Source organism: Undibacterium sp. FW305-107, assembly GCF_058788535.1.
The window spans coordinates 1-22,761 of the sequence record NZ_JBYTAV010000011.1 but is presented as its reverse complement, the minus strand read 5'-3'; the positions used below and the strand labels follow the sequence as shown (position 1 = coordinate 22,761).

Here is a 22,761-nt window from a genome sequence, read left to right as displayed (position 1 = left end):
GGATTTGCCGTGCATGTGCGGGCACTTCTTCTGCACATTGCACTGGCCGACAAGGCCGGTGGCGCTGGTGGTAACACGCAATTACAATTGAAAAATAGCGAGATGGGAAATAGGGGACCGCACTACAAATATGCTCTGGAAGATGCCAAGCGCCAGCTGACACCTGTCCGCAAGGTCTGATTGTGCCAGACCAGGTTAATCTTTCGTCTGCCGAGGCGAGCAAAAAAAGCCTGCAAATAGCAGGCTGGCCACCAACATGGCCGGCAATTCCATGCCGGCGCAAATGGCAACGGGTTTTTATAAATTTGGCGCAAGCCAGCGTTCTACTTCATCCTTTGGCACGCCACGTCGTTCAGCCATATCAGTGACCTGGTCATCGGCAATTTTACCTACGCTGAAATACTTCGATTCAGGATGGGCAAAGTAAAAGCCCGATACTGCCGCGCCCGGTATCATGGCCCATGATTCGGTGATATACATCTCGATTTCTTCACACTGCATCTGCTTGAACATCTCGGTCTTGACCGTATGTTCCGGGCAGGCCGGGTAGCCAGGGGCAGGGCGTATGCCTTTATAGCTTTCCTTGATAAGCTCTTCATTGGAGAGCGCTTCATCGGCGACATAGCCCCACAGGTCTTTACGTACGCGTTCATGCAGGTATTCGGCAAAGGCTTCAGCCAGACGGTCGGCCAGTGACTTCAGCATGATACTGCTGTAGTCATCATGGGCGTCTTCAAAGCGCTTTTCATACTTTTCTATACCCAGGCCAGCAGTCACGGCAAACATGCCTATATAGTCCTTGATGCCACTGTCTTTCGGCGCAATGAAATCTGACAGGCACTGGTTGGGTCTTTGCACGCCATCAATGATGGGTTTCTCGGTTTGCTGGCGGGTGCCGTAATAGGTCAGGGCCACCTGACTGCGTGTGTCGTCGGTGTAGATTTCTATATCGTCGTCATTGACGGTATTGGCAGGCAGCAGGGATACCACGCCATTCGCCGTCAGCCAGCGGCCTTCGATGATTTTCTTCAGCATGGCCTGGCCCTCGGCAAATACCTTGGTGGCTGCTTCGCCGACGACTTCATCCGTCAATATCGCCGGGAAGGGGCCAGCCAGGTCCCAGGTCTGGAAGAACGGGCCCCAGTCTATGTAATTGGCAATTGTCGCCAGATCAATATTCTTGAACAGGCGGCGACCGATGAATTTGGGTTTGACCGGCGCATTGCTGCCAGTGAAATCCACTTTCATCTTGTTGGCACGCGCTTGCGCCAGCGTGACCATGGGTGTGGCTTTTTTATTCGCATGCTGGGTGCGAATGCGTTCGTAATCACTGCCCAGGTCTGCGATGTACTGGTCACGGCTTTCCGGTGTCAGCAGCGACTGTGCAACCGACACTGAGCGCGAAGCATCGGCGACATACACCACCGGGCCTTCATAGTTAGGCGCAATCTTCACCGCAGTATGCGCACGGCTGGTGGTCGCGCCACCGATCAGCAGCGGGATCTTGAGCATGCGGAAATGCGGGTCACGCTGCATCTCTTTGGCCACGTAGGCCATCTCTTCAAGAGATGGGGTGATCAGGCCAGACAGGCCTATGATGTCGGCATTTTCTGCCTTGGCCTTGGCCAGGATTTCCGAACAGGGCACCATCACGCCCATGTTGACCACTTCAAAATTATTACACTGCAAGACCACGGTAACAATGTTCTTGCCTATGTCATGCACATCACCCTTGACGGTAGCGATGACGATCTTGCCCTTGGGCTTGTTGTCGCCGCTGCGTTTCTTTTCTTCTTCGATGTAAGGGATAAGGTGGGCCACTGCCTGCTTCATGACGCGGGCAGATTTCACCACCTGTGGCAAGAACATCTTGCCCTGGCCAAACAGATCACCAACGATATTCATGCCCGCCATCAGCGGGCCTTCGATGACCTGGATAGGGCGGCCACCATCCGCCATGATGGCAGCGCGGGCTTCTTCCGTGTCTTCGACGATCCAGTTGGTGATGCCGTGCACCATCGCATGGGCCAGGCGTTTTTCTACCGGTTCATTACGCCATTCCAGCGTGGCTTCTTCTTTTTTGCCGCCCGCTTTTAAGGTGGCGGCGATTTCTATCATGCGCTCGGTAGCGTCTTCACGGCGGTTCAGCACCACGTCTTCGACACGCTCGCGCAATTCCGCATCGAGTTCGCTATACACGCCGACCATGCCGGCATTGACGATGCCCATGGTCATGCCGGCCTTGATTGCGTGGTACAGGAATACTGTGTGGATCGCTTCACGTGCCGGGTCGTTGCCACGGAAAGAGAAACTCACGTTCGACACACCGCCGCTGATCTTGGCACCGGGCAGGTTTTTGTGTATCCAGGCCGTCGCTTCGATAAAGTCAACGGCGTAATTATTGTGCTCTTCTATACCTGTCGCGACCGCAAAAATATTCGGATCAAAGATAATGTCTTGCGGATCAAAATCCAGACTATCGACCAGCAGGCGATAGGCACGTTCACAAATTTCCACCTTGCGGGCATAGGTATCTGCCTGGCCTTTTTCATCAAAGGCCATGACGATGACAGCCGCACCATAGCGCTTGCACAGCGTGGCCTGGCGCAGGAATTCTGCTTCCCCTTCTTTCATGGAAATCGAATTGACGATGGCCTTGCCCTGCACGCACTTCAGACCCGCTTCGATGACTGTCCATTTCGACGAATCGATCATGATAGGCACGCGGGCGATATCAGGTTCAGAGGCAATCAGGTTCAGGAAACGTGTCATCGCTGCCAGTGAGTCCAGCATCGCTTCATCCATATTGATGTCGATGACTTGCGCGCCGTTCTCTACCTGCTGGCGTGCGACTGCCAGCGCTTCATCGTATTGCTCATTCAGGATAAGGCGGGCAAATGCTTTCGAGCCGGTGACATTGGTACGCTCACCAACGTTGACGAACAATGAGCTTTCATCAATCGTGAACGGCTCCAGGCCAGACAGACGCATCGCTGCTGGTACAGTCGGGATGTCGCGTGGGGTCTTGCTTTGCAGGATGTCGGCAATCGCCTTGATATGGTCAGGCGTGGTGCCGCAGCAGCCACCGGCGATATTGATGAAACCGGCTTCAGCAAATTCTTTCAGCAGGGCTGATGTATCGGCCGGTAATTCATCAAAGCCGGTATCACTCATGGGATTGGGCAAACCGGCATTCGGGTAAATGCAGACAAAGGTGTCGGCAATCTTCGACAACTCTTCTGCATATGGGCGCATCAGGGCAGCACCGAGAGCGCAGTTCAGGCCAACCGTCAGTGGTTTTGCATGACGCACAGAATTCCAGAATGCCGGCACGGTCTGGCCAGACAGGATACGGCCAGAAGCATCGGTCACCGTGCCAGAAATCATGATGGGCAGGCGGGTGCCGGTTTCTTCAAAAAACTGATCGATTGCAAACAATGCCGCTTTACAGTTCAGCGTATCGAATATGGTTTCGACCAGCAGCACATCGGCACCACCTTCAACGAGGCCGCGGGTTTGCTCCAGATAGGCAGCCACTAACTGGTCGAAAGTGACATTACGCGCAGCCGGGTCATTCACATCGGGTGAAATCGATGCAGTCTTTGGCGTCGGCCCCAGCGCGCCTGCCACATAACGTGGTTTATCCGGTGTTGAATATTTATCGCAGGCAGCACGCGCAATTTTGGCCGAGGCGACGTTCATCTCATAGGCCAGATGCGCCATGTGGTAATCATCTTGTGCAACAGTCGTCGCACCAAAGGTATTGGTTTCTATGAGGTCGGCACCGGCGGCCAGGTATTGTTCATGGATCTCGGCAATCACATGCGGTTGTGTCAGCGACAGCAATTCATTATTGCCCTTGACGAAAAGTTCGCGCACGGTTTCAGGGCCGGTAAAGTCCTTAAAACGCTCACCGCGATAATCTTCTTCGGTCAGTTTATAGCGTTGTATCATGGTACCCATGGCACCATCGAGTATCAGGATGCGCTTTTGCAAAATCTCGCGCAAACGGGTTTCGAGGGCAGATACAGGCAGGGTCGTAGTCATGATGTTTACTCGCAATAAAACAAAACCCGATCAGCTTGTGTGTGCAGGCGGATCGGGCGACGTCCTTTTAGCAGCACTTATTACGCGCCCGCAATCTGAATCTCAAATCGGCGCAAGAAAGCGTAAATTATACGTCAAATCAAGGGCTTGGGTATGGCAGGCCTGCACCCTGTCGGTTTTTAATCATGACAAAATGCTAGTGATGGGTAATCGGAATGATTAAAAATGCCGAATCTGCCCTCAGCTTGATGCATTGGTGCTTACTCAGGCAGACTCGAATTAACAGTTTTTACTTGCCGAATTGCAGTGACAGCATCAATATTCTGTTTGCACTAATAAATTAAGGTAATGTCTGTGTACGACTATCATTTTTTGCCTTCCTGCCAATAAATCAGATGACAATTTCTGCATTGATTATTGAAGATCATCCGATCTACCGCGATGCCTTGCTGCTATTCATGCGGCATTTGTTGGGAGCAGCTCATGTAGCGGCGGTAACTTCAACAGAAGAAGCTCTGGCGCAATCGGCCGGGCTTGACGGTCTGCGCCTGATTTTGCTGGATCTGCGCTTGCCAGGCATGAACGGCGTAGAAGCCATCTGTTCGCTGCGCAAACATTATGCAGATGCCGCGATCGTCGTGGTCTCTGCTTCTGACGACAGGCGTGAGGTCGATGCAACATTGCGTGCAGGTGCAAAAGCCTTTATATCCAAAGCCGTATCCACCGACCTGATGATAGAAGTGGTGCGCAAAATACTGGCTAACGAAGTACTTGAAACCAATTGGATCACTTTGCGTGGCAAACAAGCCAACAAGGAAGAACCCTTGCTGGCTTTGACGCCCAGACAGCAAGAAACCCTGATTCTGCTTTGCCAGGGCCTGTCCAATAAAGAGATAGGCCTGCGCCTGGACCTGGCAGAAATCACCGTGAAAATGCATGTGACCTCGATATTCCGGGTACTCAATGTCGTCAACCGCACCCAGGCAGTATTGGCTGCCCGCAGTCTTGGGCTATACACGCCTGATCACTAAGTGCTTACTTACAAATTCCTTGAAAATTGTTACAATATGTAAGTGACAAAATTTAGGGATGTCGATGAGACGACTTTGCGCCATGCTGCAAAGTCAATTTCCATTCCCCGGCTGATGTTCAATCTGCCTGGCTGATACCCGTGATGCCATCTTCCCATGCCGCGTTTACTCCGGCAGGGATGTTGTGCTGTCTGAAAAACTGTCGGAACTGCATTTCTTGAATTGAATCTCAATTCACCTTCCATATTTTTTACTTTTATAAATAAGGCATTCCATGGGCATAAACGCCAGCACCATACAAAAACTCTATATCGCCTATTTCAATCGTCCAGCGGACGTTGCTGGTTTGCAGTATTGGGAAGGTCAACTGGATGCCAAGAAAATTTCTCTCGTCAGTCTGGCCCAGTCCTTCAGTGAGCAAGTGGAATACAAGACCATGTATGGCGGGAAAAACACTTCTGATGTCGTCACTGCTTTGTATAAAAACCTGTTTGGCCGATCTCCGGATGCAGATGGTTTGAAATACTGGGCTGGCCAGATTGACGGAGGCATGGTTAATTTGGGAACAGCCGCTCTCGCGATAGTGAATGGGGCGACGCCACAAAGTGTGGATGGTGCAACGATAGATAACAAGCTGACCTTTGCCGCAAACTTTACTGCCAGTCTTGACACCGCTACAAAAGCAGCGAGCTATAGCTCTGCCAGCACATTCGAGGTCATGCGCAGCATACTTTCTGGCGTGACGGCGACAGGTAGCTTACCGACGCTGACGGCAAGCAAGCAGGTCAAAATCGCTGATGCGACCAATGGAATCAATAAAATAGAAAAACTCGCAGGCATTGACGTTGTCGTCGATTTGACAGGGGTTCAGACCTATGCGGGCTACAAAGTGGAATTGATGAATGGCGATAATTCATTCACTACGTCTGTAACGCATCTGCTCACCGTTGATGAGGCAAACGCGCATAAAGCGGTAATCACTATCCCTGGCGGTAGCAACTGGGGTGACGACGGCTATAAATTTGTCGGCGTTAAAGTCTCGGACATTTTTGGAAATACAGGTAGTGTCGGTGGTCAACTTGGACTGTTATTGGATACGACGCCGCCATCCTTGCCTCCTTCTGCCTTTTATGTGCAAAGATGGATCTATGATCCCAAGACTTTGTCAGACGCATACAAGCAGATAAAAATCGTTTTCGACAGTTTTCAATTTAATATCAAAGCAGGTGAAAATACCGGTGGTAGGGCGGCCTTACAATTGAAAGGGCTGACTGTGGCAACTGACAATACGATCAATGCAACAGACACCACATTGAATTTTTCTTTTGATACAGTTTTAGGTGCGCAACTAAATGATAGCTATTTTACGGCGCCCAATTATGGTGGCGACATTAGTCTGGTGATTACTGATGCTGCTGGAAATAATCTGGTCTATGGATTCAATAGCTATCAGGTTAACCACACATTTAAATATGTTAGCGGTACGCCTGCAAGCAATATTTCTATTATCCCCGTCGGAGGAAATATTGTTGCCAATACGATTAATAGCAGCAATACGAATCTGCTGGTAAGAGCGACCATCAATCCATTGGAATACCTGCTTAAGAGAGCTATCCTGAAAATTAACGGCAGAGAGGTTGCTTACGATGACAGTATATTTAGCTCGGATACCACAGTTGATTTCAATTTAGGGGCATCCACGAACGCGCAATTGCAAAGCATGATAAAAAATGGTGGTGTGGTTTCGGTGACAATGATAGACCTCAACGACAAGGCGGTAGAAAGTATAGTCAATCCTACTTTACTGACCAATTTCACTTCAGCGTCATTGCAGCATGATGTGCTGATGTTTAGTGGTCCAGTGCAGCTTGCTGCTGGTCATGTGGCGTCTTCAGATGTGGTGACCTTAGCGACACCGGTGGCATTGATTGGGCAAGCACATCAAGCACTTAGTTTGGAAGTAATATCTACCTGATTGAAAAAAGGCACATCACGGTCTTGCTGTGATGTGCCAAGGGGAATCGTAAAAAGGGAAATAAAGTTGCTGCTTGGCTTTTGCTTAGCCAGTTTTTTTGCGGCTGACCACGAGGCTGGCAATTATTGAGCTGCCGAGCAAGGTGCCGATAACGATCAGTGAGATGCTGGTTGGTACATGCATCCATTTCACGATAAGCATCTTGATACCGACAAACATCAACACAAACGCCAGGCCGAATTTCAGCAGATGGAAGCGGTCTGCCATATCTGCCAGCAAGAAATACAGTGCACGCAAGCCCATGATGGCAAAGATATTTGATGTGAACACGATGAACGGGTCAGTCGTCACAGCAAAAATCGCCGGTATCGAATCAACAGCAAAAATCACGTCGGATATTTCTATCAGGATCAACACCAGGAACAAGGGGGTGAAAAAGCGCTTACCGTTTTCCTTGATGCTGAATTTTTCCGCATGAAACTCTTTGGTGAAAGGCAGCAGTTTTTTCGCCAGACGCAAGACTGGATTTGCTTCCAGATCAGGTTCCTGTTCAGCTGCCACCAGCATGCGCATACCTGTGATCAGCAAGAAAATACCAAACAGATACAGCACCCATGAGAACTGCGCTACCACCCAGCTACCAGCCAATATCATGATAATTCGCATGACGATGGCACCCAGTACGCCGTACAGCAAAACCTTGCGCTGGTATTGGGGCGGCACTGCAAAGTGACCAAAGATCAGCAGGAAGACAAATACATTATCAACCGACAGGGATTTTTCTATGACGTAGCCGGTCAGAAATTCCATGGCCTTGGCCGTAGCCACTTCACGACCAACGGTGTCAGACAAATAAATCCACAGACCAAAATCGAATAACAAGGCCAGGCTGACCCAGACGATAGACCATGCCGCCGCTTCCCTGACGCTGACTTTATGAGCGCGCGAACCACCAAGGGCCAGCACGTCGATTGCCAACATGAGTAAAACAAAAGCGATAAATACTGCCCACATCCAGGGCTGAGCGACGGAATGGATCATTTCTTATTCTTTCTCAATAAAGCCCAGCAAGTGCAAGAGGCTGGTGAACAGGTTAAAGATGGTGACGTACAGGCTGACAGTCGCCATGATGTAATTGGTCTCGCCACCGTGAATGATGTTGCTGGTTTCGAACAGGATCATGCCCGACATCAACAAGACCATGACGGCAGAAATCGTCAACGACAGGGCAGGGATCTGGAAGAAAATCGCACCCAGACTGGCAACAAAAGCGACCAGCATACCCACCATCAAAAAGCCCGCCATGAAACTGAAATCACGTTTGCTGATCAGTACATAAGCAGACAAGCCCATGAAGATCAAACCTGTCATGGCCATGGCTGTCATCACGATGCCGGTACCGCCTGGCATACCCAGATAACGTGTCAGCATAGGGCCAAGGGTATAACCCATGAAGCCGGTCAGGGCGAACACAGATGCAATACCCCAACCACTGTTTTGCAATTTAGTGGTCGCAAATAGCAAGCCAAAGTACCCCACTAAAGTCAGCAAGATGCCGGGACCCGGAATATTGAAGGCAACAGTTGCTGCCGCGGTCACTGCTGAAAACAGCAATGTCATGGACAACAACATATAAGTATTGCGCAAGACTTTATGGCCGGCGCTGACATTACTGTCTCTATAGGCGACGGTTTGTGCATCACTGGCAGAACGACTCAAGATTTTCATGCTTTTCTCCTGAAATGTTGGAGCCACGCATATACGCAAAATGGCTTCACCTTCTCAACAGAAGGTAGAGCTAGTGTAGACCTGGTGGATAAACAAGAAAAGTCGAATATAATTGAATAAATAGTCGTATAAACCGATGTATTGCCAAATAGACCAAAATCATATGCCCAGCCTTAATTACAAGCATTTGCATTACTTCTGGATGGTGGCCAAGGCTGGAAGTATTGCCCGTGCCAGTGAGCAATTACATCTGACGCCGCAAACCATTAGCGGACAACTGAGCCTGTTTGAAGAAATCCAGGGTGAAGCCCTGTTTCGTAAAAATGGGCGTAACCTGGAATTGACTGAGGCAGGGCACCTGGTTTTAAGCTATGCCGATGATATTTTTGCTCTCGGACAAGAGTTGGAAGAGGTCTTGCACCATAGACCCACGGCACGTACCGTGCAGTTAAGAGTGGGTGTATCTGATGCCTTGCCCAAAACCCTGGCGTATCGCTTGCTGGAGCCAGCCCTGAAGTTGCCGCAAACCTTGCGCATCAATTGCCGCGAAGGCAAGCTGGAAGTCTTGCTGGCTGACCTGGCGACCCATAAGCTCGACGTCGTCATGTCGGATAGCCCTATGCCAGTCAGTGCCAATGTGCGCGGATATAGCCATCAACTGGGGGAGTGTGGCATCAGTTTTTTTGCGACCAGGGGTTTGCTGGAACAATATCCACAAACATTTCCGCAAAACCTGGAAGCTGCACCTTTTTTATTGCCGGGAGAAGATGCTGCCTTGCGAGCCCGTTTATTGCAATGGTTTGATCATCAGGGTTTGCATCCACGTATTGCCGGTGAATTTGATGACAGTGCGCTCATGAGTGCCTTCGGCCAGGCCGGTGCTGGTTTTTTTGCAGCGCCGACGGTCGTTGCTGACCTGGTCATGCGCCAGTATGACGTGCAGTTACTCGGGCAGACCGATGAAATCAGGGAGCAGTTTTATGCCATTTCGGTACAGCGTAAATTGACCCATCCGGCAGTGCTTGCCATCAGCCGGGCTGCCCGTGATGATTTGTTTGCTATGGGTGATGAATGATACTGCCTTAAGAGTAATGCATAAAAAAAAGCGACAGCATGCGCTGTCGCTTTTTAGCTTTTTTGGCTGAGGCCGGTTACGGCCAGCAAGTCTGGATTATCGGCGACCCAACAGAGTCTTGATATTTTTATCCATAGGGATAGCATAATCAACCGAGCTGATCACGGTATTGTCACTAGGTTTGACCAGTTTCAAATTCACAAAAACCAGTTTGTCGCCTTCGGCATAAGTGCCGACGATGACTGCCTGGGCACTATGATTTTGAGCCACATCCTTGATTTCACGGGTTAGCAGCAATTCGCCAACATTTTGCTTCATGAATACCTTGTCGCGGAATTTCATTTCCACCATTTTGTAGTCACGACGGGTGAACTGACCCGAAATCTGTTCAGCAATGATGCGGCCAAATGTAGAAGACTCTTCGAGGAAGTTGATATTGGCAAGAGTAGCGATAATCAATGGACGCGAAGGATCAAGCTTCAAACCAGCATTGTTGATCAGTGCATCTGCTGCACGCTGATTAGCCGGGATGAATTCATTGGATTCAGCATCTTTCCATGTCGGAACAGGGGATGCGGCAGCTGGTGGCGGAGTATTACCCAGACCCAGATTGGCACAAGCACTGAGTGCAATAGCTGAAGCGATGACGAGAGCTGCACTTTTCATCATTATTGGCCTCCAACGACACGGAAGTTGAAATCAGTGTCTCTATTGTAAAGTGTCCAATCCATATCAGCGACATAGTAAGCATCGGTACGGCGAGCGATATATTGCGAGTTTTTCACCAGTGATGTTGTCACGATCAGCTCATGCTTGGGTGTAGCGCCCCTGGCATATTCCTGATTGACCCAGTTGGTCCAGTCATAAGCGCCTGCCAGTGCCAGTCCGCCAAGGACTGCATCTGTTTTGACCGGTATACCCAGGCCATGCACGGCAGCAATACCTGCGCCAATCGCAGTCACGCTCACAAAACGTTTGTTTTGGTGGCGGTCAGGTGAAAAACGTACCAGCTGAGTTTCGATATTGACAACTTGCGCAGTACCGTCATTGATTTTCCTGACAACTACACCCTGATTGACGAGGGAAGTAATGATCTGAGTGTAGAAAGCCTGAGTAAATTGGCTATCTTTCTCTGGCGGCATGACATAAACCGGTGCGCCTATCTTGTCGGTTCCGAGTTTGATTTGCTCTGCTACATCTTTCGCGATGACGAGCCAGTGCGACGCCGCTTGCAATTTATTTTGCGTCGTCGTCGGAAAATTGCCTGCTAAGGGCGTTTCACTGTATGGAGTTGCACAACCTGCCAACAGCGCGGCTGCCAGGGCAATGGGAAGAAATTTCTTCATGAGCTCACCTTTTTTTAGGTCTTAGTCAGAGTTTTTGTTATCGAAAACGAAAATGGCAATAATTCAGTGTAAGAGAATACAACAAGTAGCCGCAGGCAACAAAGATTTTGCTTGCAGCAAGGCATTAATTGAACTATTCCCGCAGATATCATGCACAGACCACTGTTTATTAAGGAAAGTTGTAGCTTTTTTGCTTCATTTTTTTCAGCTAACTGAAAAAATGTCCCTCAATTAAAGCAAATCCTTGTAGGAAATCTGTCACTGAAAGTCGTTTGCCACCGGGTTTTTGCAATTCAGTCAAGCCGAGCGAGCCTTGACCACAGGCAACGATAACACCTTGCTCTGCATTCGCCGATAGTATTTGCCCAGGTTTATGGTTACCAGTTGTTTCAAGCAGCTTTGCACCCCACACTTTGATGGTGGTTTCAGCATACTGAGCATGGGTACCGGGAAAGGGATTGAAGGCACGTATTTTTCTTGCAAGTACCTCTGCAGGCAAGTTGAAGTCCAGGCCAGCTTCTTCTTTACTGATCTTGGACGCATAGTTGACACCAGCCTCGGGCTGTATGGTTGCCGGGAGCGTGCCAGCTTGCAACTGTTGCAAAGCAGCAACAATCATTTCACCACCCATTGCCGCAAGTTTGTCATGCAGGATGCCGGTAGTATCTGTATCTGTAATGGCAATACTTTGCCTGAGCAACATGGGGCCGGTATCCAGACCTTCTTCCATTTGCATGATGGTGATGCCAGTCTCGGTGTCGCCTGCTTCTATCGCTCTGTGAATAGGGGCGGCACCACGCCAGCGAGGCAAGAGCGAACCATGGATATTCAGGCAACCCAGACGTGGGATGGTTAATACCGAGAGTGGCAGGATCAGGCCATAGGCAGCCACCACCATGACATCATGGGGCGTGCTATTGAGCAGATCATGCGCTTCTTTGGCAATGTCAGGATATTTGCCATCCAGTCGCAGAGACTGTGGCTGCGCCACAGCTATGCCATGCTGCAAGGCAAATTGCTTGACGGCAGAGGCATGCAATTGCATGCCACGCCCTGCCGGGCGGTCTGGCTGAGTCAGTACCAGAGGCACTTCAAAACCCGCCGCATGGATGGCCTGCAGGGCGGTAGCGGCAAATTCCGGGGTTCCGGCAAAAATAACACGCATTAACGTTCAGCCCGTCTGCGTTGCTCTTCGCGTTCTTCCTTCTGCAGCTTGGTTTTGATACGGTTACGTTTCATTGGCGACAGGTATTCGACAAATACCTTGCCTTTCAGATGATCCATTTCATGCTGTATGCAGACTGCCAGTAAGTCAGTTGCGTGGATTTCAAATGGCTTGCCATCAGCATCCAGGGCGCGTACCTTGACTTCGGCCGGGCGTTCCACACCATCATAAATGCCGGGTACAGACAGGCAGCCTTCGTCATAAACCTTGCGTTCTTCACTGGTCCAGAGTATTTCTGGATTAATGAATACCTGTAGCTGGTCATTGGTTTCTGAAACGTCAATGACCACCAGTTGCTCGTGCACATCGACCTGCGAAGCAGCCAGGCCAACGCCGGGTGCGTCGTACATGGTTGCGGCCATATCGGCGACCAGAGTTTTCAGGCGTTCATCAAATTGTGTTACCGGTTTTGCCACTTTATGGAGGCGCGCGTCGGGGTAGCGCAGTATATTTAGTATCGTCATAAGACTTTTCACAACAAGCTTTGATGCTTATTGCGCAGTTTTTCTTGCTAGTTCAAGGATTTATGGGCAGAATTTGATTCAATTTGGCAAGTTTTGCAAGATTGCGCCTGCCTGCGCGCCTTCACTTGCGGTATTGCAGTATTTTGCATCGGATATTATTCATGAAAAAGTTTAGCACAATCGCTTCCATCTTCGCTGTCAGTCTTCCCCTGATTTCTACCGGGGCGCTTGCGGCTGGTGGACAGGCAACCACGGCACAGGCGCAAGCCGTTGCCAGCAAAACCAAGTGCGAATTCTTGCCAGAGGCACCAGACAAGCATGTCGTCGTCAAAGGGGATACGCTGTGGGGCATATCCAGCATGTTCCTGAAAAACCCCTGGTGCTGGCCTGTGGTCTGGGGCATGAACCAGGAAGATATCAAGAACCCGCACTGGATATATCCTGGCCAGATCGTCTATTTTGACCGTGTCAATGGCCGCTTGCGTCTTGGTAATCCAGGCGGCGTGCCAACCGTTAAGTGGAATCCAAAATCGCGTGTTCAGGGCTTGGGTGAAAATGCCATCCCGGCTATTGCGGCGTCTGTGATAGAGCCGTTCCTGTCCCAGCCTTTGATATTGGAAGACGATGACCTGGCTGTCGCGCCGCGCATTATTGCCACCAAGGAAGGTCGCGTCAACCTGGGTCTGAATGAACAGGCTTATGTCCGGGGTGAACTGGATGGCAGCACCTCGTTCCAGGTTTTCCGTCCGGGCGTGCCTTTGCGCGACCCCGTCACCAAGGCCATCATCGCCTACGAGGCCGTGTACCTCGGTACGGTCAAGCTAGAACGCGAAGGCAATGACGAGAGTGACGTGCATACTTTCTCTGTCGTCAGGTCAAAACAAGAAATGGCAGTGGGTGATCGTCTGATGCCTATTCCTCCTTCCCCGATTTTGAATTATGTGCCGCATCCACCTAAAGAAGATGTTGATGCCCGTATCGTATCCGTCTATGGCGGTGTCGGTTCGGCAGGTCAGAACCAGATCGTTTCTATCAATCGCGGCAAGAATGATGGCTTGAATATAGGTACAGTCCTCACTTTGTATAACTATGGCAGAGTGATACAGGATAAAACCGATGCCAATAAATCAGTCAAACTGCCAGATGAACCTATTGGTGATTTGTTTATCTTCCGTGTATTCAATAATGTCTCCTATGGCCTTATCATGCAGGTGAAAGATATCGTCAAAGTGGGTGACGCAGCTAAATCGCCAAGATAATTCCGCTTGCTGATGGCGCTTGGTTTGGATGTACACCAGGATTTGAGTGCCTGGTTAAGGCTGGAACAAACGCCAGGAGTTGGCAATGAGTCCGCACGCCGTTTGCTCGCTGTATTTGGTCTGCCTGAGCACATCTTTGCTGCGAGTCATGCCGCCCTCAGTGAAGTAGTCACACCAAGACTGGCCAAGGCCTTGCTGGCCAGTTCACCTGACTTTCAGCAGCAACTGGACAAGACCCTGGCCTGGCAAGAACAGCCAGGTAATCTGATATTGACACTGGCGGACGCAGGGTATCCACGTGCCTTGCTGGAAATCCCTGATCCCCCACTGATGTTGTACGTCAAAGGCCGTGCTGCCTTGCTGGAGGCTGCCACGGTCGCCGTTGTTGGTAGCCGTAATGCCACCGTGCAAGGCATACGCAATGCTGAGCAATTTTCCGAATCTTTAAGTAATGCTGGCCTGTGTATCAGCTCCGGTCTGGCTGCTGGCATTGATGCCGCCGCTCATCAGGGGGCTTTGCGCGGCCCGGGCTCGACTATTGCAGTCATAGGTACAGGTGCCGATATTGTTTACCCTGCACGCAACCGTAATCTGGCACACCTGATTGCAGAAGGCGGCTGTATCGTCAGTGAATACTCACTTGGCACACCGGCATTGGCGCCTAATTTTCCTCGTCGCAACCGTATCATCTCAGGCTTGGCCAAGGGAGTATTGGTGGTTGAGGCTGCTGCGCAATCTGGTTCACTGATCACTGCCCGTATGGCAGCGGAACAAGGGCGGGAAGTATTTGCCATCCCGGGGTCTATCCACTCACCTTTGTCCAGGGGTTGCCATCAGTTAATCCGTCAAGGTGCCAAGTTGGTGGAATCCGCGCAGGATATATTGGAAGAATTGCAATTGCAGTCGGTGCCATTACCTGCACCGCATACATTGGCAAAGCCCGGTGCTGTGCATATGGATACATCTGAGGCTGGCCTTTTAAAAGAAATCAGCTTTGATCCTGTCCATATGGATATGCTGGCCAGCCGCACAGGTATAGACATTTCCAGTCTGACGACAGAGTTGTTAACGCTGGAATTAAGCGGACAGCTGGAAGCTTTGCCGGGTGGTTATTACCGCCGACTTGCCTGATTGATATTTGATGACAAATTGGCAGGGGCTTGTTTGAAATCGCTGCAAAGGCTACAGTAGCAGCATGTTTGATATTCTTGTTTACCTCTACGAAACCTATTATCGTCCGGATGCGTGTCCTGACACGGCGGCTTTGACTAAAAAATTGTCGGCGGTTGGTTTCCCTGAGGATGAAATTTCCGAGGCGCTGGACTGGCTGACGGGTCTGGCTGTGAATACAGCTGAACCAGCTACGGCAGCACCTGTTTCCAAGGGTTTCAGGATTTATGCTGAGCAGGAAATTGTCGCTTTGGGCACGCCAGCCCTGGGTTTCATACAATTTCTTGAGTCTGCCGGATTACTTAATGCCAATCAACGCGAAATCGTGATTGAGAGGGCATTAGTTGTCAATGAATCACCTCTGCCGCTGGATAAACTGCGCATTATTGTTTTAATGATGCTGTGGAGCCAGGGCGCCGAGCCTGACATGCTGATGTTCGATGAATTATTGTTGTCAGATGACGACAACACGGGCAGGCTTTTGCATTAATCATTTCCTAAATGGAATTTTTATGACAAAAATCGCGCATAGATTGCGGTTTTTCGTCTATCACGTTTATCATTCCCCGCAAATTTAGGTTAGTCTTACGCTTATTTTGCGAAATGTTGCCTATTAGACATTGGCAACCACGCTTTACCCTATTCGAGAATCCCGAAATGACAAAAACGCTCATCATTGCCGAAAAACCCTCAGTCGCTAATGACATAGCGAAAGCGCTGGGTGGCTTCACCAAGCATGATGATTATTTTGAATCAGACAACTATGTACTTTCTTCCGCAGTAGGCCATTTGCTGGAAATTACGGTTCCGGAAGAATACGACGTCAAACGTGGTAAATGGAGTTTCACCCATTTGCCAATGATACCGCCGCATTTTGCCCTGAACCCGATTGCCAAGACTGAATCGCGTCTGAAGGTATTGAATAAGCTGATCAAGCGCAAGGATGTCACCGGCCTCATCAACGCATGTGACGCGGGCCGCGAAGGTGAGTTGATTTTTCGTCTGATTGCCCAGCATGCCAAGGCTAAGCAGCCAGTCAGCCGTCTGTGGCTGCAATCCATGACGACAGGTGCGATACGCGATGGCTTCCAGAAATTGCGCAGCGATGCAGAAATGATGCCTCTGGCTGACGCAGCCCGTTGCCGCTCCGAGGCAGACTGGCTGATCGGTATCAATGGCACCCGTGCGATGACTGCCTTCAATTCCAAGGAAGGCGGTTTTTATCTGACTACTGTGGGCCGCGTGCAGACGCCAACCTTGTCCATCGTGGTTGAACGTGAAGAAAAGATCAAAAAATTTGTCTCCCGTGATTATTGGGAAGTGAAGGCAGAGTTTGTTTGCGCCGCCGGTATTTATGAAGGCCGCTGGCAAGACCACCAGTTCAAGAAAGACGAACACGATCCTGAGAAAAAGGCTGAGCGCCTGTGGAGCAAGGCAGCTGCCGAATCCATCGTGGCCGCGTGCCGTAACCGCCAGGGCAGCGTCACTGAAGAATCCAAACCGGCGACGCAAATAGCGCCTGCCTTGTTTGACCTGACCAGTTTGCAACGCGAGGCCAATGCCCGTTTCGGTTTTTCAGCCAAGAATACCCTGGGTCTGGCTCAGGCCTTGTATGAAAAACACAAGGTATTGACTTACCCACGTACCGATTCCCGTCATTTGCCGGAAGATTACCTGCCTACGGTGAAAGACACTCTGGGCACGATCTCTGATACGAACAACTACCATCAGTTCGCTTCACAAATCCTGAAAAACAACTGGGTCAAGCCGAACAAGCGTATTTTCGACAACACCAAGATCAGTGATCACTTTGCGATCATTCCTACTGGTCTGGCACCAAAGAATTTGTCTGAACCTGAACAAAAACTGTATGACCTGGTGACGCGCCGTTTCCTGGCCGTGTTTTTCCCGGCGGCTGAGTTTCAGGTGACGACTCGCATTACCGAAGTATCCGGCCATCAGTTCAAGACTGAAGGCAAGGTCATGACCAGCGCTGGCTGGCTGGCGATATACGGCAAAGATGGTCTGGAAGAAAAAGATGGCGAGAGCAAAGGCACCCTGGTGCCAGTTGCCAAAGGTGAGAAGGTCCAGACCGAGCAGATTACTGCGAATGCACTGGTCACCAAACCACCTGCCCGTTACAGCGAGGCAACCTTGTTGTCCGCCATGGAAGGCGCCGGCAAACTGGTCGATGACGGTGACCTGCGTGAAGCCATGGCAGGCAAAGGGCTGGGTACACCAGCTACCCGTGCTGCCATCATCGAGGGTTTGCTGAACGAGAAATACCTGTTGCGCGAAGGCCGTGAAATGATGCCTACCGCCAAAGCCTTCCAGTTGATGACCCTGTTGCGCGGTTTGGGCGTAGATGAACTGACCTCACCAGAACTGACCGGTGAGTGGGAGTACAAGCTTTCGCAAATGGAAAAAGGCAAGATCAGCCGTGAAGAATTCATGCGCGAGATTGCCCAGATGACCCAGATCATCGTCAAGCGCGCCAAGGAATACGATAACGACACTATCCCGGGTGACTATGCAACCTTGCATACACCCTGCCCGCATTGCGGTGGTGTGGTCAAAGAGAATTATCGTCGCTTTGCCTGTACCAAGTGCGAATTCTCCATGAGCAAGACACCTGGTAGCCGTCAGTTTGAAGTTGCTGAAGTGGAAGAGTTACTGGCCAAACGTGAAATCGGCCCGCTGCAAGGCTTCCGTTCCAAAATGGGACGCCCATTTGCAGCCATTTTGAAGATCGTGCCGGACACTGAGCACAATAACCTGAAGCTGGAATTTGATTTTGGCCAGAACCAGGACGAAGGTGAAGATGGGGAACCTGTCGATTTTTCCGAACAAACTTCGCTCGGACCTTGTCCAAAATGCGGTAATGGCGTGTATGAAATGGGCCTGGCCTATGTCTGTGAAAAATTCATGGCAAAACCCAAGACTTGCGATTTCCGCAGTGGCCGCATCATCCTGCAGCAAGAAATTCTGCCTGAGCAGATGGGCAAATTGTTGAATGACGGCAAGACAGACTTGTTGCCTGGCTTTATCTCGCAACGTACCCGCCGCCCATTCAAGGCTTTTCTGGTGCGCGGCAAGGATGGCAAGGTCAGTTTTGAATTTGAAGAGCGCAAGGCCAAAGCCCCTGCTGCTGGCAAATCCAAGGCCAAGGCAGAGCCTGATGCGGAAGGTTCGGTTGCAGTTGCGGCCACCAAAGTGACCAGGGCCAAGGCCACAACTGCAGCTAAAGCAGCACCCGCAAAAAAAACCGTAGTCAGGAAAAAGAAGGCGGCCTGATCATTTATCCTGTGTGAATCGGGATAAACTCTAGGTGGAAAGTGTCAAATCTGGCACTTTCCTGGCAGAGTCAGTCATTTTCGCGTATTGTTAAAAGGTGATTTTCTAGATATAGGGTGCACATGGTCGCAAACGAGTCTTTATCCAGTGCTCGCGCTGAATTTACTCATGCATTTAATCATGCAGTACCCGGCATTCTGCCCGAAGCTTTGGAAGCATTGCTGACCAAGGCGAATTACAACGGCACTTCCTCGGCAGATAAAAGCCGCATTGTCAGTGCGCGCGCCATCCTGCCAGAAAAATGGGATGCCATTTCCCGCGCCATGCCTGTCCACCTTGAGCAATTACTGGACCGCAGTATTACCACCGCCTACAGCACCTTCAGGCCAGCCTCTGCTTTAGGCCAGGTAACTGAACTGGCTCTGCTGGACTCTTCTACCTTTGAGACTACACTGCGTTTTAATGAAATGACGCAGAATTTCCGCGATAAAGCCGGGCAAGCCTTGCTGGATTTGAATATCCGTATCGCGGTCTTATTTGGGCAAGATGATATACGCGAAAGGGAAAATCCCTTCCGGCCTTATTTGCTGGCGCGTTGTGTTTTTCTTGCGGTGGAAGAGCAGAAATTGCTGCCAGATACAGAAGCCATACTGATAGAACAACTGGGTGAAACCATGGCTGGCACCATGTCTGCCATCTATGAAGCGGCCAATGCAGCTCTGGAACGACAGGGCATCAGTGCGAATCTGGCACTCAAGATCAGCAAGGCGCCAGAATCACAACAGACCCGCAACCCAGCTGCTGGACAACAGGGCGGATTCGGTGGGGCAGGTGGCTCCGGTGGCACTGGTGGCGCAAGTGGAGGTGCTTATTCCACCATGCAGGCAGGTGTTTTTCCGGGCGCACAAGGTCCAGGCCAGGGCCAAGTCCAGGTACAAAACCAGGGCGCTTTCCCGGCGGCACAACAGACTGCCATGGCCAGCCCTGGTGTGCGCCTCGAACAATTATTTCAAACGGTACGTGGCAAGCCCTTGTCTCTGCCTGCGGCCACTCCGGTACTTGCACAAAATGCCAGCAGCATGCAGGCAGCAGCATCCAATCCCTATGCCGGAATGCCGTCTCCAAGCACTTCACCTGCCAATGCGGGTCCTGCCTGGCTGAGTGGCAACAGTGCTTTGGGTGGTGTCTTGCGCCAGGCTTTTGGTGAGGCTGCACCTGCCAGTCTCCGCAGGGATAAGCATGCAGGCGACAGTATTCCTTTCACGGTCAGGGATAACTCTCAGGCTGGATCTAATACATCAACTAATACACCTGGTCAGGCGCGCTCCGGTCAATTCGCCCACTCTGGTTTGCCAGCGTCCGTAGGTGCGGGTAGTTCTGATCAGATACAGGTACCTGCCGCCTTGGTTGCCTCGCATTTACAAAATATAGAAGCCCAGCTCAAACAAAGGGCAGACGCGCAATCGCTGCCGCCAGAAATGAGCATGGGCTTGTCCAAGGTGCTGGGACAAATGCACAAGGTCATGGTGCCTGACAGTGCATCCATGAAGGACGGGCAGGGTGAAATCCGTAACCTGATACGCGAGCAGAAAGACGCCTTATATAGCCTGGCCAAGGATACCGAAGAACAGATGAGCATAGACCTGGTTTCTATGCTGTTTGAAGTCATGCTGTGTGATGAACTGGTGCCGTTTAATATACGTATCAGTCTGGGGCGCTTGCAATTCCTCATCTTGCAACTGGCACTGAAAGAAAAAAATCTGCTCAGCGATAGCAAACACCCGGCCCGCCTTTTGTTGAACCGGATTTGCTCGATTGCCTATAGTGCCCAGCAAATCGGTGATGTTGATAACCATGTGACTGAAGAAATCGCCCGCATCATCAAGACCCTGATGCGGCACGATAGTGAAGTGCCAGAACTGTTTTCACGCATACAAAACAGGTTTGAAACCTTCATTGCCCGTGAATTGCGTACCAATAATCAGCATATACACCGCACCGTAAAAGCCCTGGGTGAAGCAGAAATCCGCTTTATGCGCTTTGCCTGTATTGCTGTGGCGATCAGCAAAGCCATGCCAAAAGTGAATGTGGAGATGTCCTTCCGCAGCTTCCTGAGGACAGAATGGGTCAGGGCAATAGAAGTGGCTGAAAGGACAGATGCCTTGTTGGCCAGACGTTATCGCCTGCTGGTCCCCGACTTGTTATGGAGTGTCTTTCCCAAGCTGGATAACGACGACAGGAACTTGCTGTCATCCATGTTGCCAAACATGGTGGGAACCTTGCGGCATGGCATGGATTTGATGGAGTTGGAAAAACCCAGACAGCAGAAACTCTTGAACTGGCTGGCAGAAGCCCATTCCAAAGCATTGCGTCCGTCAGCCGACAGCAAAAAACCGCAGGGCCTGAGCCTGCCGGCCATGCATGAGCGTTTTGAACAATTCACTAATCAGCCGGATACGATAGAACATTCCGAGGTTCATCATTATGAATTTGCCCGGGAACTGTATCAACTAGGCGTGTTTGGTGAACTGGGTTTGCATATCAGGATGCTGGATAAGGAAGTTCAGAAGCAAGTCCCACCTGCAGAAGGTGTCATCACTGTTAATACCCCCGCTGAACCAGAGCTCAATCCAGCCTACCTTGAACGCATAGTCTGCGGTGCGCTGATTGATTTAAAAACCGAGAAGCTCAATGCCAAGGCTTGCCTGCGCTGGGTAGATCCGAATCTGATCTATGTCGTGCTGAGCATGAAAGGGGATGAATTTCCTTCCGTACTCAGCATACGTGTGCTTTGTGAATTGCTGGATTCAGGCAAATTGCGTTTTGTGGAAGATGAACCTCTGTTTGAGCGTGCCATCCACACCCTGCTCAAGTCTGCTGATGAAGTCGATAATGTGCGGGTTTAAAAAAACCGGCCATACCAGATTCATCAGCTCAGATTTTCTAGTCGTCAGTACTATCCAGGTCCGGCTCAAAGAAACACCACTTCGCCTGTGGCCAATTGCTTTGTATGCCGTCTTCCACTTCATTGATGGCAGCAATCAGCGCCTGGTCAGAACCCTGTGGACGCATTTTTGCCTGTACCGCGATCATTAACTGCTCACCCCATTGCAGGGTAATCAGGTTGATGACGTGATCGACTTGCGGGTGGCTGGCTATATGCGCGCGTATAGCTTCATTCACTTCCGGCGCAGCAGACTCGCCAGTAATCATGGCCTTGACTTCCCTGATGACAAAAAATGCAACAGCCATCAATAGTATGCCCACGACGATGGAACCAATCGCATCCCAGATCGGGTTACCAGTCACCACCGACAGCACCACTGCAACAAAAGCCACAGCCAGGCCAGCCAGGGCAGCGATATCTTCACCTGCCACCACCATCAATTCAGATTGACGGGTTTCTCTGAACCAGTGAAAGAAAGATTTGCCGCCAGAAATCTTGCGTATCTCCAGCATCGCCCCGTAGAGTGAAAATGCTTCCAGGGCGACAGAAATACCCAGCACTACCAGCGCCACCATAGGATTCTTCAGAGGTTCAGGATGCTTCAGGCGTTCTACACCCTCCATGACAGAAAACGCACCGCCCAAAAAGAACAACAGCAAAGCCACCATCATGGCCCAGAAGTAAACCACGCGCCCATACCCCATAGGGTGGGACGCGTCTGGTGCACGCTTGGCTTCCTTGATACCTACCAGCAAAAAAATCTGATTAATACAATCCGCCGTGGAATGAATAGCTTCCGCCAGCATGGCCCCCGACGCCGTAAAGATGGCCGCGCCAAATTTAGCCAAGGCAATACCGCCATTGGCACCCAGCGCATAAAAAATCGCCTTGGTAGAACCTTCTGAATTCGCAGACATGAGAATAATTAAAAGTGAGAAAAACCTAACCTTACTTGATTTCTCTGCAAATAATCAATTAGGCATTCGGAATGTTTGCTTTTGCAGAATTTGTTTTTGGTTGATACACAGAGAGCTGTTTAGCTTGATAAAGTCCCCGTCACTTCGCGAAGCAATGCCAGCATTTCTCAAAGCTGTGCAAACTCCTTCCCCTTCAAGGAGAAGGTCGGGATATGGCTGGGTTTCGGTCGATGAGCGAAATGCCCATCAATATAGAAGCCCATCGGACGACGTTGATTCGTAA

The 22,761-nt window shown here is 50.6% G+C and carries 18 protein-coding genes; 10 read left to right on the top strand and 8 right to left on the bottom strand.

Annotation, left to right across the window (positions count from 1 at the left end):
* Positions 1 to 15: 15 nt before the first annotated feature.
* Complete coding sequence (locus tag AC3WQT_RS22820; RefSeq protein WP_492707396.1) at positions 16 to 180, top strand: hypothetical protein; 165 nt, start codon at positions 16 to 18, stop codon at positions 178 to 180.
* Between the two features lie 117 nt (positions 181 to 297).
* Here AC3WQT_RS22820 and metH read toward each other — a convergent pair whose 3' ends face one another.
* Complete coding sequence (metH, locus tag AC3WQT_RS22815) at positions 298 to 4,047, bottom strand: methionine synthase (RefSeq protein WP_492707394.1); 3,750 nt, start codon at positions 4,045 to 4,047, stop codon at positions 298 to 300.
* Between metH and AC3WQT_RS22810 the strand changes: the two genes are divergently transcribed.
* From AC3WQT_RS22810 to AC3WQT_RS22800, 3 genes are all read left to right on the top strand, one after another.
* The gene (locus tag AC3WQT_RS22810) at positions 4,046 to 4,270 is read left to right on the top strand and encodes a hypothetical protein (protein ID WP_492707392.1); all 225 of its coding nucleotides are present in this window, start codon (positions 4,046 to 4,048) and stop codon (positions 4,268 to 4,270) included. The two genes, metH and AC3WQT_RS22810, sit on opposite strands and share 2 nt — an antisense overlap.
* A gap of 172 nt (positions 4,271 to 4,442) precedes the next feature.
* Positions 4,443 to 5,078: a response regulator gene (locus tag AC3WQT_RS22805; RefSeq protein WP_492707390.1), complete on the top strand. Its 636-nt coding sequence runs from the start codon at positions 4,443 to 4,445 to the stop codon at positions 5,076 to 5,078.
* 274 nt (positions 5,079 to 5,352) lie between these two features.
* Positions 5,353 to 7,053, top strand: coding sequence for a DUF4214 domain-containing protein (locus AC3WQT_RS22800; protein ID WP_492707388.1), 1,701 nt, complete (start codon positions 5,353 to 5,355; stop codon positions 7,051 to 7,053).
* 84 nt (positions 7,054 to 7,137) lie between these two features.
* On the opposite strand, the gene AC3WQT_RS22795 is transcribed toward AC3WQT_RS22800, so the two are convergent.
* Together AC3WQT_RS22795 and AC3WQT_RS22790 are read right to left on the bottom strand one after the other, a co-directional pair.
* Entirely contained in the window at positions 7,138 to 8,094 is a 957-nt protein-coding gene (locus AC3WQT_RS22795) for a TerC family protein (protein WP_492707386.1), read from the bottom strand.
* Positions 8,095 to 8,097: 3 nt separating this feature from the next.
* Positions 8,098 to 8,781 (bottom strand): Bax inhibitor-1/YccA family protein, encoded by a 684-nt coding sequence (locus tag AC3WQT_RS22790; RefSeq protein WP_492707384.1) that lies wholly within the window; start codon positions 8,779 to 8,781, stop codon positions 8,098 to 8,100.
* 163 nt (positions 8,782 to 8,944) lie between these two features.
* Between AC3WQT_RS22790 and nhaR the strand changes: the two genes are divergently transcribed.
* Positions 8,945 to 9,856: a transcriptional activator NhaR gene (gene nhaR, locus AC3WQT_RS22785; protein WP_492707382.1), complete on the top strand. Its 912-nt coding sequence runs from the start codon at positions 8,945 to 8,947 to the stop codon at positions 9,854 to 9,856.
* Positions 9,857 to 9,952: 96 nt separating this feature from the next.
* Here nhaR and AC3WQT_RS22780 read toward each other — a convergent pair whose 3' ends face one another.
* From AC3WQT_RS22780 to def, 4 genes are all read right to left on the bottom strand, one after another.
* The gene (locus AC3WQT_RS22780) at positions 9,953 to 10,525 is read right to left on the bottom strand and encodes a FlgO family outer membrane protein (RefSeq protein WP_492707380.1); all 573 of its coding nucleotides are present in this window, start codon (positions 10,523 to 10,525) and stop codon (positions 9,953 to 9,955) included.
* Positions 10,525 to 11,202 (bottom strand): hypothetical protein, encoded by a 678-nt coding sequence (locus AC3WQT_RS22775; RefSeq protein WP_492707378.1) that lies wholly within the window; start codon positions 11,200 to 11,202, stop codon positions 10,525 to 10,527. Before AC3WQT_RS22775 ends, AC3WQT_RS22780 begins: the two co-directional genes overlap by 1 nt.
* Positions 11,203 to 11,410: 208 nt before the next feature.
* Positions 11,411 to 12,367: a methionyl-tRNA formyltransferase gene (gene fmt / locus AC3WQT_RS22770; RefSeq protein ID WP_492707376.1), complete on the bottom strand. Its 957-nt coding sequence runs from the start codon at positions 12,365 to 12,367 to the stop codon at positions 11,411 to 11,413.
* Positions 12,367 to 12,891, bottom strand: coding sequence for a peptide deformylase (def, locus tag AC3WQT_RS22765; protein ID WP_492707374.1), 525 nt, complete (start codon positions 12,889 to 12,891; stop codon positions 12,367 to 12,369). The genes fmt and def overlap by 1 nt, the downstream gene beginning before the upstream one ends.
* Positions 12,892 to 13,052: 161 nt before the next feature.
* Here def and AC3WQT_RS22760 point away from each other — a divergent pair, with 161 nt between their 5' ends.
* The 5 genes from AC3WQT_RS22760 (at position 13,053) to AC3WQT_RS22740 (ending at position 21,520) form a co-directional block, all read left to right on the top strand.
* Entirely contained in the window at positions 13,053 to 14,150 is a 1,098-nt protein-coding gene (locus AC3WQT_RS22760) for a LysM peptidoglycan-binding domain-containing protein (RefSeq protein ID WP_492707372.1), read from the top strand.
* A gap of 12 nt (positions 14,151 to 14,162) precedes the next feature.
* Entirely contained in the window at positions 14,163 to 15,281 is a 1,119-nt protein-coding gene (gene dprA / locus AC3WQT_RS22755) for a DNA-processing protein DprA (protein ID WP_492707370.1), read from the top strand.
* A gap of 64 nt (positions 15,282 to 15,345) precedes the next feature.
* Positions 15,346 to 15,810, top strand: coding sequence for a Smg family protein (locus tag AC3WQT_RS22750; RefSeq protein ID WP_423006979.1), 465 nt, complete (start codon positions 15,346 to 15,348; stop codon positions 15,808 to 15,810).
* A 167-nt stretch (positions 15,811 to 15,977) separates the two neighbouring features.
* The gene (locus AC3WQT_RS22745; RefSeq protein WP_492707368.1) at positions 15,978 to 18,614 is read left to right on the top strand and encodes a DNA topoisomerase III; all 2,637 of its coding nucleotides are present in this window, start codon (positions 15,978 to 15,980) and stop codon (positions 18,612 to 18,614) included.
* Positions 18,615 to 18,736: 122 nt separating this feature from the next.
* Entirely contained in the window at positions 18,737 to 21,520 is a 2,784-nt protein-coding gene (locus AC3WQT_RS22740; RefSeq protein WP_492707366.1) for a DUF1631 family protein, read from the top strand.
* 37 nt (positions 21,521 to 21,557) lie between these two features.
* Here AC3WQT_RS22740 and AC3WQT_RS22735 read toward each other — a convergent pair whose 3' ends face one another.
* Positions 21,558 to 22,478 (bottom strand): cation diffusion facilitator family transporter, encoded by a 921-nt coding sequence (locus AC3WQT_RS22735; protein WP_492707364.1) that lies wholly within the window; start codon positions 22,476 to 22,478, stop codon positions 21,558 to 21,560.
* Positions 22,479 to 22,761: the final 283 nt, after the last annotated feature.